Below are 13,833 nucleotides of genomic sequence, written 5' to 3' on the forward strand. Positions count from 1 at the left end.
GAGGCTCTAGGCCTTCAGCCTTCCAGTTTCTTCGCCGCCTCTACGCCGGCGCTGGATAGCTTGATGGGGTAGCTGACATCCAGTTGCTGATCAGCATCGACGCTGACGCAGCCGTCATGGATCAACCCCTCTTCTTGCAACGACTTGAGCATCCCGGCGACAGCCATCTCGCCGCGGTAGTTGTCCAGGATCTCCTTACCCAAGCCGTGAGGGTGGGCGTGTCGCAACCGGGTCAGCACCTCGGCGCGCAGGTCATCGTCACTCATATCAAACCTCTTTGATTACCGGTGAATCACTTGCCGTGCTTGGTTTGCAGTTGCTTGGCATCCTGCAGGTGCTTTTCCAGCGCAGGCAAGGTCTGAACGGCAAAGGCCTTCAGCTCGGCCTTGTCGGAGGACTGAGCCTCCTTCTTGTACAACTCCACGGCTTTTTCGTGTGCAGCGACCTGATTGTTGACGTAGGACTTGTCGAACGACTCATCACGCCATTCCAGGATCACTTTCTTGATCTTGTCGGTCAGCGCAGCGTCATCCGGCACCTTGATGTCCAGCCTGCCCGCCAACTCGGTCAACTGCTGATTCACTTTACGGTGATCGGTGACCATCTGGTGAGCGAAGGTCTTGATTTCGGCGTCCTTGCTCTTTTCCAGCGCCAGGTTGCCGGTGACCACTTCCGCGATACCTGCCTCGACAGCAGCATCGACGAAATCGTCCGAGGTGGCGGCCATCGCTTGTACCGAGGCCAGTCCCATGGCCATGCACAGTCCGGCTCGCTTGAGGAAGAGATTGCTCATGTGTCACTCCTTATCCGTGGGCGCGACGTCAGTGTCGCGTTCGGTTGAGCCACGGCCGGTGGAGAAAGTTTGATTTATCTCGCTTTTTTTCAGGCGCCATTGGGGTGGAGAGGGGCGGGCTGCTTTCGGTGCCGTCAAGACGGACACCGAGAATGCAGTTGCAATTTAAGTGTTATAACGTAACATTTTATCCCGATTCTTCTTTCAGGATTTCCGCGTGCGCTCTTTGCCTTTCATTCCTGCCTCACCCAATTCCTGCACCTACCATCCAGGCGCAGCATTTGTCCTGATCGGGTGCTGACATGGTCGATCTATTGATACGCAACGCTCGCTTGATCAACGAGGGCCGCGTCTTCGAAGCCGACGTGCAGGTGAACCATGGACGCATCGAAAAGATCGCCACGAGCATCGACGGCGCTTGTGCCAACCAGGAAATCGACGCCCAGGGTCAGTGGTTGATGCCTGGGATGATCGACGACCAAGTCCATTTTCGCGAGCCCGGAGCCGCGCACAAAGGCACGATGGCCAGCGAATCGCGGGCGGCAGTGGCGGGCGGCATCACCAGCTTCATGGACATGCCCAACACCCTTCCGGCCACATTGAGCCTTGCGGCGTTGGCCGACAAAAAGCGCCGCGCCGCCGCCACTGCCCAGGCCAACTATGGATTTCATTTCGGTGTCAGCTGCGACAACTTGGACACCGTCGCTGCGCTCGACCCCCGAGAAGTCGCCGGGGTCAAGGTGTTCATGGGCGCCTCCACCGGCAATATGCTGGTCGACGATCCGCGGGTGCTCGAGCGCTTGTTCCGCGACTGTCCGACCATCCTGCTGGCGCACTGCGAGCACACGCCCAGCATCCTCGCCAATGAAGCGCGCTGGCGTGCCAGCCATGGTGAGGCGATCCCTGCGGCGGCGCATCCATTGATCCGCGACGCCGAGGCATGCTACCGCTCATCTTCGCTGGCCGTGGCGATGGCGCGCCGACTGGGGACACGCCTGCATGTACTGCACCTGACCAGCGCGCGCGAGTTGGCACTGTTCAGCACAGGCGCGCTGAGCGACAAACGCATCACTGCTGAGGTCTGCCTGCATCATCTGCTGTTCTATGACCGCGACTATGACCGACTGGGCCATCTGATCAAATGCAACCCCTCGATCAAGACCCGGGCAGACCGCGACGCGCTGCGCCAGGCACTGGCCAGCGATGTAGTCGACGTCATCGGTACCGATCATGCGCCCCATACCCTGGAGGACAAACAACGCCCTTACAGCCAGGCGCCTTCAGGACTGCCGCTGGTGCAGCACGCATTGCCGGCAGCGCTGGAGCTGGTGGCCGATGGTGTGTTGAGCTTGCCAAAGCTGGTGGAGAAGACCAGTCACGCGGTGGCCAGGCTATTCGGTATTCGTGACCGCGGTTTCCTGCGCGAGGGGTATTGGGCGGATCTGGTATTGGTCGAGAAACTGGCCACGCCGCGTCCGGCCATTGATGACCCGGTGCTGGCCCACTGCGGCTGGACCCCGTTCCAGCACCACGCCTTCCGCCATGTGGTGCGCAGCACGGTGGTGTCGGGGCAACTCGCCTGGCACCAGGGTCAGGTGCAGCCGGGCTGCCAAGGGCTGCCATTGATGTTTGATCGATGATTCATTTCTTCCACGAGCGTGTCCCATGACTGAAGAAGAGTTGCTTGCACAGGCACCAGAAGCCTACATGAATGAACCCCAGCGTCAGTTCTTCCGCAACCTGCTGCTGGCGCAGCGTACCGATCTGCAGGCACGCATCGAGCAGGAGTTTCGCGCGTTGCGCGAGCAGGAGGTGCACAGCGATCCAGCTGACCTGGGCAGCGCCGAAGAGGAAAGGCAGTGGCAACTGCGCTCTCTGGAACGGGAAAAACGCCTGTTGGACAAGATCGACCAGGCGCTTGAGCGCCTGGCGCGCGGCGACTATGGCTGGTGCGACGAAACCGGCGAGCCGATTGGATTGCGCCGTCTGCTGCTACGCCCCACGGCCACCTTGTGCATCGAAGCCAAGGAGCGTCAGGAGCTGCGCGAGCGGCACCTGCGCGACGACACCTGATACGCCCTAGTCGGTCAGCACCGGCTGCACGTGGCGCTGCCACCGCACCGCGCTGACGCCTTTCTCCAGGCTCACCCGGCTGACCAGGCGCTCCAGTTGGGCGGGCGCCTGGGGCGTGCCGAGCCACTCGGCGCGGACCTCAAGACGTTGTGCGTCGGGCAAATCTTCGCTGTGCAGCGACTGCAGACGCAGCCCAGGGTCGTTCAGGCTGTGCAGCATCAGGCTGCGCACTTGAATCTCGTCTTCGGTGCGGCAGACGATGCGCACTTCGAAGTGTTGCTCGACTTCGCTGGCCGGGACCATATCCTGACGGTCGAGGCGTTGGGCGATCTCACGCAGCAGGATGTTCGCGCACAGCACCGTCAGGCTGCCCAAGGTGGCTTCCAGCAGCAGACCAAGGCTGCACAGCACACCGATGGCGGCGGTGCACCAGAGCGTGGCAGCGGTGTTCAGGCCGCGCACGTTGAAGCCGTCGCGCATGATCACGCCGCCGCCGAGAAAACCGATGCCCGACACCACATAGGCGGCAATGCGCGACGCGTCGCTGGGCGCCATGCCCGGCACTGCCTGGGTCATCAGCACGAACAGGCAGGCGCCGGTGCTGACCAGCGCATTGGTGCGCAGGCCGGTCAGACGCTGGCGCAGTTGACGTTCGGCGCCGATCAGTGCCCCCAGAGCGAGTGCTACGCCGACGCGCAGCAGAAAAACTTTCCAATCCATAGCAAACCTCTTTCCACGGGACAATGCCCGCACGCGCGTCACTGGCTTCAGTGACGCCGATGAAATGAATGAGTGCGCAGGACCACAGTGCTCGCCAGCAGCAGCCGGCTGAGTGGAAGGAGAAGGGGATGAGCCTGTACAGGCATCAGGGGCCGCTATCTACCGTGTTCGGCAAGACAGCGGCAGGAATACTGCCGGACTAGCTTGCCGTGTGGACCTGTCGCAATCGACTGGGGCTACTGTCCAATGCAGGACTCCTGTTGGGGATGCGAAATTGCGCGGCGGACATTACCCCGCGCCAAGCGATCGATCAAGGGCAGATCGATGACAATTGCTTCATCGCTGAACTCTCCTACCGATTTCGAAGGCCTGTCCGGCGGTGGTAATCTTGCGCCATTCGTTTTTCACGCCGGACCGTCACATGCTGTTCAACATCGCCGTGCTGCTCGCCACCCTTGTGGCCATGGAGGGTGTCGGTACCTTGGCCCACAAATACATCATGCACGGCTGGGGCTGGTGGTTGCATCGATCGCATCATCGACCGCACCTGGGGATGCTCGAGACCAACGACTTCTATCTGCTTGCCCTGGCGTTGGTTGCGACCGCCCTGGTGGCTTTAGGCAAGGCCGGCTATCCACCGTTGCAATGGGTGGGTGGCGGTGTCGCAGGCTACGGCCTGCTCTACGTGGTGGCTCACGACGGCCTGTTCCACCGGCATTGGCCACGCCATCCCCGGCTTCTGCAGCCCTACCTGAAGCGGCTGTACCGCGCCCATCGCCTGCACCATGCGATCAAGGAGCGCACAGGCAGCGTGTCGTTCGGTTTCTTCTATGCACCGCCTTTCGAGGCGCTCAAGCGCCAGTTGCGCGAGCGTCGGCGTGACTGAACGGTGCACCTGTGTCCGGGCGGCGACACGTCGCGTTGCGGGCGCCCGCCAGGCGCAGTAGGATTCGCGCTTTTGCCGAAGGATTAGCTCGTCATGCCGTTCCAGCAAGGTCTGCTCGCCACCCCGGTACCGGTCCACGCCCGTCACTTGTTCTTCGCCCTGCAACAGATCGATGCCGCTGCGGCGGCACTGGAAGCGCTGCTGGGCGAGGTCGATGGGCGCAGCCTGATCCTCGGCATTGGCCTGCCGTTGAGCAAAGCCCTGGGCCGCGACATACCGGGCCTGCGCAGCTTCCCACAATTGGACGCGGTGGTGGAAAACCCCTCCACTCAGCATGCCCTGTGGCTGTGGTTGCGCAGCGACGAGCGTGGCGACCTGTTCCTGCGCGCTCAAGCACTGGAACAGACCCTGGCGCCGGCCTTCACCTTGGTGGACAGCGTCGACGGCTTCCTGCACCGCGGCGGACGCGACCTGACCGGTTACGAAGATGGCACCGAGAACCCGCGTGACGAAGAAGCCGTGGAGGCGGCAATCGTGGCATCGGAGGCCGGCGATATGGCCGGGTCCAGTTTCGCGGCGTTCCAGTTGTGGAAGCATGATCTGACCTACTTCAAATCGCTGCCGCAGCCCGAGCAGGACGACATCATTGGTCGACGCCTGAGCGATAACGAGGAACTGGACGAGGCGCCGGAATCGGCCCACGTCAAGCGCACGGCGCAGGAAAGCTATGCGCCGCAAGCGTTCATGGTGCGTCGCTCGGTGTCCTGGGCCGACACCCGCGGCGCAGGGCTGGCCTTCGTTGCCCTGGGGCGTTCCTTCGAGGCGTTCGAGGCTCAGCTGCGGCGTATGAGTGGTCTGGAAGATGGCGTCGTCGATGCCTTGTACCGCTTCAGTCGACCGCTGACGGGTGGCTATTACTGGTGCCCACCCATGGGCCGTGCCGGACTGGACCTGCATCGGCTGATCGGCTGAGCGCCCCCCACAAGGCGCCGCACTCACGCGGTGCCTTCTACACGACGTCATCTCCAGGCACAAAGCTGCCGCACCAAATACCCCGCCTTGCGCCTTTAGCGCCGCCGGTCCGCTGGCCTGTCAATAAAACGAATCGCCCGTTTTCGGCGCACTCCGAACCTATGTACGGCGCACGACCGTGCACATCCCACAGCCCAAGAGGTGCAAGACCATGGCCAATAACCAGAGCAAGACTGGCAGTCAGGGTGGTACCAAGAACCCTGGAAACTTCGCCAATGACCGGGAGAAAGCGTCTGAGGCCGGACGCAAGGGTGGACGGCACTCCGGTGGCAGTTCCGGTGGTATGAAAGACGACCTGAGCCACAAGGGCGGTCGTTCCTGAGGTGCTGGGCAGTGCCGGTGCCTCCGGCACTGCCGCAGTTCATCGTCGTGTGTTTGGCTCACTGGCAGGTGCTACTGCCGGTTTGGCGACAGGAGCCGTAGATGGCCCGTGCAATCTGGAAAGGCGCGATCAGTTTTGGCTTGGTGCACATTCCCGTGTCTCTGAAGACCGCCGTACGCAGCGAGCGCATCGACTTCGACTGGCTAGACAAGCGCAGCATGGAGCGGGTCGGCTATAAGCGGATCAACAAAGTTACCGGCAAGGACATCGACAAGGCAGAGGTGGTCAAGGGCGTCGAGTACGAGAAAGGTCGCTACGTAGTGATCAGCGAAGAAGAAATCCGCAAGGCGCGGCCAGAGGCGACCCAGACCATCGATATTTTTTCGTTCGTCGAAGCGAGCGAGATTCCTCTACAGCATCTCGATACCCCGTATTACCTGAGCCCCGATAAACGCGGCGGTAAGGTTTACGCGCTGCTGCGCGAGACGCTGGCCAGCACCGCGAAGGTTGCGCTGGCGACTGTGGTGCTGCACACCCGACAGCATCTGGCCTTGATTCGACCGCTGGACGGGGCGCTGGTGTTGATGACCTTACGCTGGCCAGACGAGGTTCGTGGCGTCGATAGCTTGGAGCTTGGTACCGAGGTCAAGGACGTCAAGCTGGACAAGAAAGAACGAGACATGGCCAAACGCCTAGTGGAAGACATGAGCGGCCCTTGGTCTCCCGATCAGTATCACGATGCGTTCCGCGACACGATCATGGAATTGGTGGCAGAGAAGGCCAAGAGAGGCAAGATTGCCAAGGTCCGCAAGGGCGATGGCGGCAAAGGCGAGAAGGGTGCCGACATTCTTGACCTGACCGAATTGCTCAAGCGCAGTCTTGCCGGCAAGGGTAAAGGCGCTCAGCCTTCCAAGAAACCGGCGGCGAAGAAAACCCGCAAGGCGTCCTAGATCGCTTTCAGGCGCAGATGTGCTCCGCGCCGGAGATCTTACGGGTCAGTGAGGCGCGCGGACGATGGTCTTGAGCAGATCCTCAGGACTGATGTGCCCGACTACGGCGCCCACGGCACTGCCGGGTGAGGGCAGGTCGATGATATGGCCCTTCATGCGGCCGACGACATGCATTTCGCAGGGCTTGCAGTCGAACTTCAAGGTCAGCACCTCGTCGCCGTGCACCAGTTGCATCGGCGCCACCTTGGTGCGCACTCCGGTCACGCCTTTAGCCTGCTTGGGGCACAGGTTGAACGAAAAACGCAGGCAGTGCTTGGTGATCATCACCGGCACGTCACCGTGCTCCTCGTGCGCCTCGAATGCCGCATCGATCAGTTTCACCCCGTGGCGATGGTAGAAGTCGCGCGCCTTCTGGTTATAAACGTTCGCCAGGAACGACAGGTGCGCCTCGGGATAGACCGGCGGCGGAGTGGTTTCGGCCTTGCGATAGCCGCGCGGATGCGCGTTGACGCGTGCGTCGGTCAGCGCCTCGATGGCCTCGCGGCGCAGGGCCTTGAGTTGCGAATTTGGAATGAAATAGGCCTGCGGCGCATCCAGTTCGACGGCCTCGGCGTGGTACTGGGTGGTGCCCAGTTGGCCCAGCAGATCATGCAACTGATCCAGTGCCTGTTGAGGCTTGTTGGCCGTACCGAAGGGGCCATCCAGGGCCACTTGCGCGGTGATGCCTTCTTCGCTGGTGACACTCAGTGCCAGGCGCTGCTCAGTGAGTACGGCCTGCCAGCGCACCGCGACTCGCCGTTCGGAGGACGTGCGCTGCAGGGCCTGCTGCCAGTTATGGTCCAGGTTGCGCGACAACGGGTGGTTGGGCCGCAGCTTGTGCAGGCCTTCAGGCATTTCGTTGGGCTCTACGCGATAGCGGTAGCGGGCCTGGCCGTCCACTTCGAACTCGCCACGGGGTTCGGCGATATTGGCGCGGAACCCCACCACCTCGCGCTTGACCAGCACGTTCAGGCCATCGCCATTGGTCAGCGGCACCTCAGTCACGACCATCAGGTCGCGCTTGCCGACTTTCTCCACCACCCCCACCGGCAGGCCGGTAAAGGTCGGCGAGTCGAAGGCGCCGATGTCGATCTTGCGGTCGCTGACGAAATAGTCGGTGCTGCCGCGGTGGAAGGTCTTGTCCGGGTCGGGCACGAAGAAGTGCTGGGTCCGACCGCTGGACGCGCGGGCCAGGTCGGTGCGGTCTTCGAGGATCGCGTCCAGTTCGCGGCGGTAGTGGGCCGTGATGTTCTTCACATAACCCATGTCCTTGTAGCGCCCCTCGATCTTGAACGAGCGCACGCCGGCGTCCACCAGGTCGCGCAGGTTGGCGGTCTGGTTGTTGTCCTTCATCGACAGCAGGTGTTTTTCGAACGCGACCACCCGGCCTTGGTCGTCCTTGAGCGTATACGGCAGGCGGCAGGCCTGGGAGCAGTCGCCACGGTTGGCGCTGCGCCCGGTCTGGGCGTGGGAGATGTTGCACTGTCCCGAGAACGCCACGCACAGCGCGCCATGGATGAAGAATTCGATCGCCGCATCGGTTTCGGCAGCAATGGCGCGGATCTGTTGCAGGTTCAGCTCACGGGCCAGGACCAGTTGCGAGAAGCCGGCCTGGTCGAGGAACTTGGCCCGCTCCAGGGTGCGGATGTCGGTCTGGGTGCTGGCATGCAGCTCGATCGGCGGAATGTCCAGTTCCATGACGCCCAGGTCCTGCACGATCAGCGCATCGACGCCGGCGTCGTACAACTGGTGGATCAGCGCACGGGCCGGCTCCAGTTCGTTGTCGTGAAGAATGGTGTTGATCGTGGTGAACACCCGCGCATGGTAGCGCCGGGCGAACTCGACCAATTCGGCGATATCGGCGACCTCGTTGCACGCATTGTGCCGCGCGCCGAAGCTCGGGCCGCCGATGTAGATGGCATCGGCGCCATGCAGGATCGCCTCGCGGGCAATGGCCACGTCGCGGGCAGGGCTGAGCAGTTCCAGGTGGTTCTTCGGAAGGGACATATCGTTATGAATTCGGGCTGGCACGGTTTGGCCGGCATTGTAGCGGCGAAACGGGCCGCTGGCACCCTTGGCTGCCGGAAGGCAGGCGCCTGGGGCGTGGCACCTGCGCGGCTGGAGTGCGGTGTCAGCCCTTGGCCGCCATCGCAGTGACTTCCACCTTCATCCCTTCGAACGCCAGCGCCGCCACGCCGACAGCGGCGCGCACGGGCCAGGGCTTGGCGAAGAAACGCTGGTAGACCTGGTTGAAGACCGCGCGATCGGCCATGTCGGTCAGGTAGATGGTCAGGTGCAGCACGCGGTCCATCGAGCTGCCGGCGCCCTCGAGCGCATCCTTGAGTGCCTGCAGTGTGCACTCGCATTGGGTGACGATGTCGCCCAGTTCCAGCTCGCCGTCGGCGCGCACGGGAATTTGCGTGGTGACCAGCACGCCGTTGAACTCGGCGACGTCGGAGGAAATGGACTCGGCGTCCGCATCGGGGGTGAAGGTGATACCTGTCTGAGCCATGGATGAATCTACCTTGCGCTGGACTGAAACGGGCAAGCCTACGCGAGCGTCACGAAAGGGTCGAGTCGGCTGCGTGCTACGAATGGCATTGAAATGACGAGGCTGGCACCGCAGAATCGCTGCGGATTTCAGGCAAGGGGTTGGCGTTGAACGAACTGACACTGTCGCAGCGGCTGGAACGCGTGGCGGCCTACATTGCACCGGGTACGCGCCTGGCCGATATCGGCTCAGATCACGGGTATCTGCCGGTGGCCCTGGCGCTGCGCGGCGTACTCGAAGCGGCGGTAGCCGGTGAGGCTGCGGTCACGCCGTTCGAGTCGGCGCAGCGCAACGTCAAACGTAACGGCCTTGAGCACCGCGTCACGGTACGTCTGGCCGATGGCCTGGAGGCCATCGACGTCCATGACCGTATCGACACCGTCAGCCTGTGTGGCATGGGCGGCGAGACCATGGTCGAGATCCTGCAACGGGGCAAGGCGCGACTGCACGGGCGCGAGCGCCTGGTGCTGCAGCCCAACGGTGGCGAGCAACCGTTGCGGCAGTGGCTGATGGACAACCGCTACCGCATCGTGGCTGAAGAGGTGCTGCGGGAAAACCGCTTCGATTACGAGATCATCGTTGCCGAACCGGCCGAACCGGCCGAACCGGCCGACCCGGTGAGCTACAGCGCCCAGGAGTTGCTGTTCGGGCCACTGCTGATGCGTGAGAAGAGCGCAGCGTTCATCGACAAGTGGCAGCGCATGCGCCGTCAGCGGCAGATGACCCTGGCCAATGTTGCCCGGGCCCGGGATGTGCCGCAGGACAAGGCGCGTCTATTCGCCTTGCACATCGAGTGGATCGAGCAACTGCTTGGCTGAATACCCTGGCCTGCGGCATCTCATGATAGATTCTCGCCCCCTGGGTAACGTTCGACCTCAAAGGATTGCCGACCATGGATATGCTGCATGCGATGCGCACCTTCGCCCGCGTGGTGGAGTGCGGCAGCTTCGCCGGTGCCGCCAATGCGCTGGACATCTCGGCGGCGCAAGTGTCACGGATCGTCGCGGAGCTGGAGAAGCAGTTGCAGACCCGCTTGCTGCACCGCACCACCCGGCGCCTGCGCATGAGTGAGGCCGGGGAGCGCTTCCTCGAGCGTTGCCGGCAAATCATGTTGCTGACCGAAGAGGCCGTCGACGAAGCCCGTGGCGCCCACCTCACGCCGCGCGGACGGCTGCGGGTGCATTGCAGCCATGGTCTGGGCCTGCTGATGATGCCGCTGGTGGCGCGCTACAACGCCAGTTGCGCAGAAGTGGTGATGGAGCTGACGCTGTCCCAGCGCAACCCCGACCTGCTCGCCGAGGGGCACGATGTGGTGATCGCCATCGGCCAGGGCCTGCCGGATTCGCAACTGATCGCCATCCCGTTGGGCAGCATCTACAGCGTGCTCTGCGCCTCGCCCGACTATCTGGCTCGCCAAGGGATACCCAAGCAGCCCGAAGACCTGCACCAGCACATCTGCCTGCGCACGGTGGATCCGCTGTTCGAAGAAGACTGGCCCTTCGGTGAAGGGCCGGACGCGTGCGTGATCCATCCGCAGGACACCTTTCTGACCAACGTTGCAGACGCCATGGTCAAGGCCACTGAGCTGGGAATGGGGATTGGCTTGCTGCCTTATTACTCGGCCAGTCAGGCGTTGCAAGATGGCAAGTTGTTGCGACTGTTGGCGCCATATCGTCTGCGCCAGCGGGAGATCTACGCGATCTACCCTTCGCGGCACTATCTGGATGCCAAGGTACGAACCTGGCTGGACTTTCTCAAGGAACAACTGCCGCTATTGTTCCAGGCCCATGAACAGCGAGTGGACGATCGCACGTGCTGGCGTTGATCGTCCACCGCCAGGTCGCTTATTTGCTGTCCTGGTCCTCGGCGGCGCCACCGGTCACACCAGCGCCACTGCCGGTGGCTTCACCGGTGCTGCTGGAGCCCCCGGTGCTACCGTCAGCTGCACCCGCGCTGCTGGTATCGCTGCTGTCGTTATCGCGCGTGCCACCTGGATTGTTGACGCTGGTGCCGTTGCCAGGGGTCTTGCTTTTCTGGATTTCGGCGTTGGAGGCTGGGGCCTTGTGATCGGTGCTGTTCATCTCGCCGGCGGCGAAGGCAGCACTGGAGGTCAGGCCGATGGCCAGGGCGAGTAGAAGCGGACGCGTGCGAACCATGGTGAATCTCCTGTGGGTGATCGTCTTTCGTTCGGCTACCGAGCCGGGGCAGGGTGCCCGGTAGCCGACGAGCGGTCGTGGTACGGGTCCACGACCTGACGCCCTCACGCCCGTTCGGTACGCGTGGATGTAGCGCTCTCGCCGGTTACCGCGTCGACGATCGGCGGGTGGTCCTGGGCGGCGTGGATCAGCTCTTCGGTCATGCGCAGTTCTGCACCCGTCGGCGAGAACGTGGCCGTTGGTGCGAAAGGCGCCGGATGCTCCGGCGCCGGCCGCTTGCCACGACGCCACATGAAGAAGCTGACCATGGCCAGGTTGATCACGGCGAAGGCCCAGAACAGACCATCCGCACCGTAGGAGGTCATCACCGGCGAGATGGCCAGCGGACTCATCGCCGAGCCCAACGAGTTGATCAGCAGCAGCCCCTGGATCATCGGCACCAGCGCGTCCATCGGCGCGCGGTCGGCGGCGTGGCTGACCGCCACCGGATACACCGCGAACACGCCGCCGCCGAACAGGAACAATACCGCCGGTAGCCAGGGCGAGGACGAAGGCAGCAGCAAGATCACCACCGAGAGCACCACGCACAGCGCGCCCAGGGCGATCAGCACGTCCTGGCGGTCCTTGCGGTCCGACCAGCGTCCGACCGGATATTGCAGCAACATGGCGCCGAGGATCACCCAGGCCATCATGTGGCCGACTTCCCCCACATCCATGCCAATGCGTTGCAGGTACAGCGGCAGCAGGGCATACACCGCCGCGATGGCCACGCCCGAGCCGAAGCAGCCGACCAGCCCGCTGGGCGTCACGCCCAGCAGTTGCCGTGGCTTGAGCGGCTCGACCTGTTCGAGCAGCGGTGAGACCCGTGGCAGGATCACGATCGGCAGCACCGACAGCGCCGCGAGCATGCCGGCCACGGTGAAGGGTGCACTGTCGCCAAGACTGACCAGATCGCCGAGCAAGGCCTGGCCCAGCACGCCGGCGCCATACAGGGCGATCATGTACAAGGCCAGCAGGCGGCCACGGATCTTCGCATCGCCGGCTAGCAGCAGCCAGCTTTCGATCACCAGGAACACCCCGACCGTGGCCCAGCCGTTGAGCAGGCGCAGGGCGAACCAGCCCCAGGTGTCGACGAACAGACCTTGCAGCAGGATGGTGGCAGCGATCAGCGAGGCGAAGCTGCTGTAGGCGCGGATATGGCCGATGCGCAGGATCAGCCGGTCGTTGAAGACGGCGCCGAGGGTCAGGCCGATGAAGAAGCCGGAGGAGACGATACCGATCATCGTCGCCGATTCGCCGGCCTCGCCCAGGCGCAGGGTGGTCAGGGAGTAGAGCAGGCCATTGCCCAAGGCAATGATGAACAGTCCAAGCAGGGGTGCCAGCGCCATGGCCAGCAAACGCGGTGACATACATACCTCAAGTGATCGATCAGCGGATGAGCCTTTTCGATCACACAGGCCAAGCCGGCCGTTGGAGGGGCGGGGCTGTGCGACGGTGCCAGGGCGGGGTGCGACCAGGGCAAGACTCAACCGCAGACTCGCGCAGGCGAGGTCGGGCGGGGTCGGTTGAGCCTGTGGCACATGGGCGATGTGGGTTAGGCGCAGACGTGGTCATTGCTGCCGGTGGCCACCGTACGAGGCGACTGGGCGAAAAGGGCGCGGCATTCTACGTCCTGGGCCGCGCGCTTGCCAAAGGCCGGCTGGTGCGACAGGACGCCGCACCTTATCCCGACTCAGGATGAGGGTTTGGCGGCCTTTTCTGGATGTTCGGTGCTGGAGGAGGATTCACGGGTGGCCAAAGCCTGGGTGGATTCTTGGGTTTGTTGCTGTTGCTGTTGCTGCTGGGCCCAGCGGGCATGGTGTTCCTGCAGGCGTTCGGCGCCGCCTTCGGCCAGGGCGGTGGTCATAGTTGTGGCGGTCAGTAGGGCCAGGAGGTAGGGCAGGGTTTTCATTTGGGTGGATCTCCGTCATCGATTTGAGTTTCAGGCCGGGTTTGGGGCCGATGGAGGGGATGATGGAGGGGTTGGATTTTCTCAGGATTAACAGGGGGTTGGATTTTGTGGCTGGTTTGGTTTTGGGTGATTATCCGGTGGCTTTGGTGGGGCTTAGTCACCTTTTCGCCCTTACGGCGACCCCCTTTTTTTCTTGGAAAAAAGGGGGTCGCCGTAAAGGCGAAAAGGTGAATCAGCCTCACCAAAGCCAACGGATAATCACCCAGAGCCCAGAGCCCAGAGCCCATGTAGCGCACCACCAGCAGATCGCAGGTGCGTCGCTGGCGCAGACGCCCAGGTCCGCCACGCCACCGAACAGAC

16 protein-coding genes are annotated in these 13,833 nt (G+C 63.0%); 8 read left to right on the forward strand and 8 right to left on the reverse strand.

The genetic code is table 11. The annotated features are described in order from the left end of the window. Nucleotides 1–14 precede the first annotated feature (14 nt). On the reverse strand, nucleotides 15–266 hold the full coding sequence (locus Q7C30_RS06465; RefSeq protein WP_029612627.1) for a hypothetical protein: 252 nt from the start codon (nucleotides 264–266) through the stop codon (nucleotides 15–17). Between the two features lie 26 nt (nucleotides 267–292). Beyond that, nucleotides 293–793, reverse strand: a complete 501-nt coding sequence (locus Q7C30_RS06470; RefSeq protein WP_317871038.1) for a DUF4142 domain-containing protein — start codon at nucleotides 791–793, stop codon at nucleotides 293–295. Between the two features lie 302 nt (nucleotides 794–1,095). On the opposite strand from Q7C30_RS06470, the gene Q7C30_RS06475 reads away from it, so the two are divergent. Next, the gene (locus tag Q7C30_RS06475; protein WP_317871039.1) at nucleotides 1,096–2,433 is read left to right on the forward strand and encodes a dihydroorotase; all 1,338 of its coding nucleotides are present in this window, start codon (nucleotides 1,096–1,098) and stop codon (nucleotides 2,431–2,433) included. A gap of 25 nt (nucleotides 2,434–2,458) precedes the next feature. Next, complete coding sequence (dksA, locus tag Q7C30_RS06480; RefSeq protein ID WP_295487014.1) at nucleotides 2,459–2,866, forward strand: RNA polymerase-binding protein DksA; 408 nt, start codon at nucleotides 2,459–2,461, stop codon at nucleotides 2,864–2,866. Nucleotides 2,867–2,872: 6 nt separating this feature from the next. Here the strand turns inward: dksA and Q7C30_RS06485 are convergent, their stop codons facing one another. Next, a complete protein-coding gene (locus Q7C30_RS06485) occupies nucleotides 2,873–3,586 on the reverse strand; it encodes an MgtC/SapB family protein (RefSeq protein ID WP_317871040.1) in 714 nt (237 codons plus the stop codon). 421 nt (nucleotides 3,587–4,007) lie between these two features. Here Q7C30_RS06485 and Q7C30_RS06490 point away from each other — a divergent pair, with 421 nt between their 5' ends. The 4 genes from Q7C30_RS06490 (at nucleotide 4,008) to Q7C30_RS06505 (ending at nucleotide 6,776) form a co-directional block, all read left to right on the forward strand. Next, nucleotides 4,008–4,472, forward strand: a complete 465-nt coding sequence (locus tag Q7C30_RS06490) for a sterol desaturase family protein (RefSeq protein ID WP_116888284.1) — start codon at nucleotides 4,008–4,010, stop codon at nucleotides 4,470–4,472. Between the two features lie 93 nt (nucleotides 4,473–4,565). Beyond that, nucleotides 4,566–5,444, forward strand: coding sequence for a Dyp-type peroxidase (locus tag Q7C30_RS06495; protein ID WP_039577751.1), 879 nt, complete (start codon nucleotides 4,566–4,568; stop codon nucleotides 5,442–5,444). Between the two features lie 211 nt (nucleotides 5,445–5,655). Then, nucleotides 5,656–5,826, forward strand: coding sequence for a KGG domain-containing protein (locus Q7C30_RS06500; RefSeq protein WP_317871041.1), 171 nt, complete (start codon nucleotides 5,656–5,658; stop codon nucleotides 5,824–5,826). A gap of 101 nt (nucleotides 5,827–5,927) precedes the next feature. Continuing rightward, on the forward strand, nucleotides 5,928–6,776 hold the full coding sequence (locus Q7C30_RS06505) for a Ku protein (protein ID WP_317871042.1): 849 nt from the start codon (nucleotides 5,928–5,930) through the stop codon (nucleotides 6,774–6,776). A gap of 45 nt (nucleotides 6,777–6,821) precedes the next feature. Here the strand turns inward: Q7C30_RS06505 and Q7C30_RS06510 are convergent, their stop codons facing one another. After that, complete coding sequence (locus Q7C30_RS06510; RefSeq protein ID WP_317871043.1) at nucleotides 6,822–8,822, reverse strand: U32 family peptidase; 2,001 nt, start codon at nucleotides 8,820–8,822, stop codon at nucleotides 6,822–6,824. Between the two features lie 124 nt (nucleotides 8,823–8,946). Further along, on the reverse strand, nucleotides 8,947–9,327 hold the full coding sequence (locus Q7C30_RS06515; RefSeq protein ID WP_029612638.1) for a RidA family protein: 381 nt from the start codon (nucleotides 9,325–9,327) through the stop codon (nucleotides 8,947–8,949). A gap of 146 nt (nucleotides 9,328–9,473) precedes the next feature. Between Q7C30_RS06515 and Q7C30_RS06520 the strand changes: the two genes are divergently transcribed. Together Q7C30_RS06520 and Q7C30_RS06525 are read left to right on the forward strand one after the other, a co-directional pair. Further along, nucleotides 9,474–10,184, forward strand: a complete 711-nt coding sequence (locus Q7C30_RS06520; protein ID WP_317871044.1) for a tRNA (adenine(22)-N(1))-methyltransferase TrmK — start codon at nucleotides 9,474–9,476, stop codon at nucleotides 10,182–10,184. A gap of 74 nt (nucleotides 10,185–10,258) precedes the next feature. Continuing rightward, nucleotides 10,259–11,191: a LysR family transcriptional regulator gene (locus Q7C30_RS06525; RefSeq protein WP_029612641.1), complete on the forward strand. Its 933-nt coding sequence runs from the start codon at nucleotides 10,259–10,261 to the stop codon at nucleotides 11,189–11,191. 19 nt (nucleotides 11,192–11,210) lie between these two features. Here the strand turns inward: Q7C30_RS06525 and Q7C30_RS06530 are convergent, their stop codons facing one another. From Q7C30_RS06530 to Q7C30_RS06540, 3 genes are all read right to left on the reverse strand, one after another. Continuing rightward, complete coding sequence (locus tag Q7C30_RS06530; protein WP_029612643.1) at nucleotides 11,211–11,522, reverse strand: hypothetical protein; 312 nt, start codon at nucleotides 11,520–11,522, stop codon at nucleotides 11,211–11,213. 104 nt (nucleotides 11,523–11,626) lie between these two features. After that, nucleotides 11,627–12,931 carry an MFS transporter gene (locus Q7C30_RS06535; protein ID WP_317871045.1) on the reverse strand — a complete coding sequence of 435 codons (1,305 nt, stop codon included), beginning with the start codon at nucleotides 12,929–12,931 and terminating at the stop codon, nucleotides 11,627–11,629. A 323-nt stretch (nucleotides 12,932–13,254) separates the two neighbouring features. After that, the gene (locus tag Q7C30_RS06540; protein ID WP_317871046.1) at nucleotides 13,255–13,473 is read right to left on the reverse strand and encodes a hypothetical protein; all 219 of its coding nucleotides are present in this window, start codon (nucleotides 13,471–13,473) and stop codon (nucleotides 13,255–13,257) included. Nucleotides 13,474–13,833 lie beyond the last annotated feature (360 nt).

It is taken from the genome of Pseudomonas sp. RAC1, from assembly GCF_030658255.1.
Lineage (GTDB): Bacteria > Pseudomonadota > Gammaproteobacteria > Pseudomonadales > Pseudomonadaceae > Aquipseudomonas > Aquipseudomonas boreofloridensis.

Excerpts from the sequence above, each read along its gene's own strand:
- Q7C30_RS06465 (WP_029612627.1), bottom strand. The coding sequence starts at position 266 with ATGAGTGACGATGACCTGCGCGCCGAGGTGCTGACCCGGTTGCGACAC.
- Q7C30_RS06470 (WP_317871038.1), bottom strand. The coding sequence starts at position 793 with ATGAGCAATCTCTTCCTCAAGCGAGCCGGACTGTGCATGGCCATGGGA.
- Q7C30_RS06475 (WP_317871039.1), top strand. The coding sequence starts at position 1,096 with ATGGTCGATCTATTGATACGCAACGCTCGCTTGATCAACGAGGGCCGC.
- dksA (WP_295487014.1), top strand. The coding sequence starts at position 2,459 with ATGACTGAAGAAGAGTTGCTTGCACAGGCACCAGAAGCCTACATGAAT.
- Q7C30_RS06485 (WP_317871040.1), bottom strand. The coding sequence starts at position 3,586 with ATGGATTGGAAAGTTTTTCTGCTGCGCGTCGGCGTAGCACTCGCTCTG.
- Q7C30_RS06490 (WP_116888284.1), top strand. The coding sequence starts at position 4,008 with ATGCTGTTCAACATCGCCGTGCTGCTCGCCACCCTTGTGGCCATGGAG.
- Q7C30_RS06495 (WP_039577751.1), top strand. The coding sequence starts at position 4,566 with ATGCCGTTCCAGCAAGGTCTGCTCGCCACCCCGGTACCGGTCCACGCC.
- Q7C30_RS06500 (WP_317871041.1), top strand. The coding sequence starts at position 5,656 with ATGGCCAATAACCAGAGCAAGACTGGCAGTCAGGGTGGTACCAAGAAC.
- Q7C30_RS06505 (WP_317871042.1), top strand. The coding sequence starts at position 5,928 with ATGGCCCGTGCAATCTGGAAAGGCGCGATCAGTTTTGGCTTGGTGCAC.
- Q7C30_RS06510 (WP_317871043.1), bottom strand. The coding sequence starts at position 8,822 with ATGTCCCTTCCGAAGAACCACCTGGAACTGCTCAGCCCTGCCCGCGAC.
- Q7C30_RS06515 (WP_029612638.1), bottom strand. The coding sequence starts at position 9,327 with ATGGCTCAGACAGGTATCACCTTCACCCCCGATGCGGACGCCGAGTCC.
- Q7C30_RS06525 (WP_029612641.1), top strand. The coding sequence starts at position 10,259 with ATGGATATGCTGCATGCGATGCGCACCTTCGCCCGCGTGGTGGAGTGC.
- Q7C30_RS06530 (WP_029612643.1), bottom strand. The coding sequence starts at position 11,522 with ATGGTTCGCACGCGTCCGCTTCTACTCGCCCTGGCCATCGGCCTGACC.
- Q7C30_RS06535 (WP_317871045.1), bottom strand. The coding sequence starts at position 12,931 with ATGTCACCGCGTTTGCTGGCCATGGCGCTGGCACCCCTGCTTGGACTG.
- Q7C30_RS06540 (WP_317871046.1), bottom strand. The coding sequence starts at position 13,473 with ATGAAAACCCTGCCCTACCTCCTGGCCCTACTGACCGCCACAACTATG.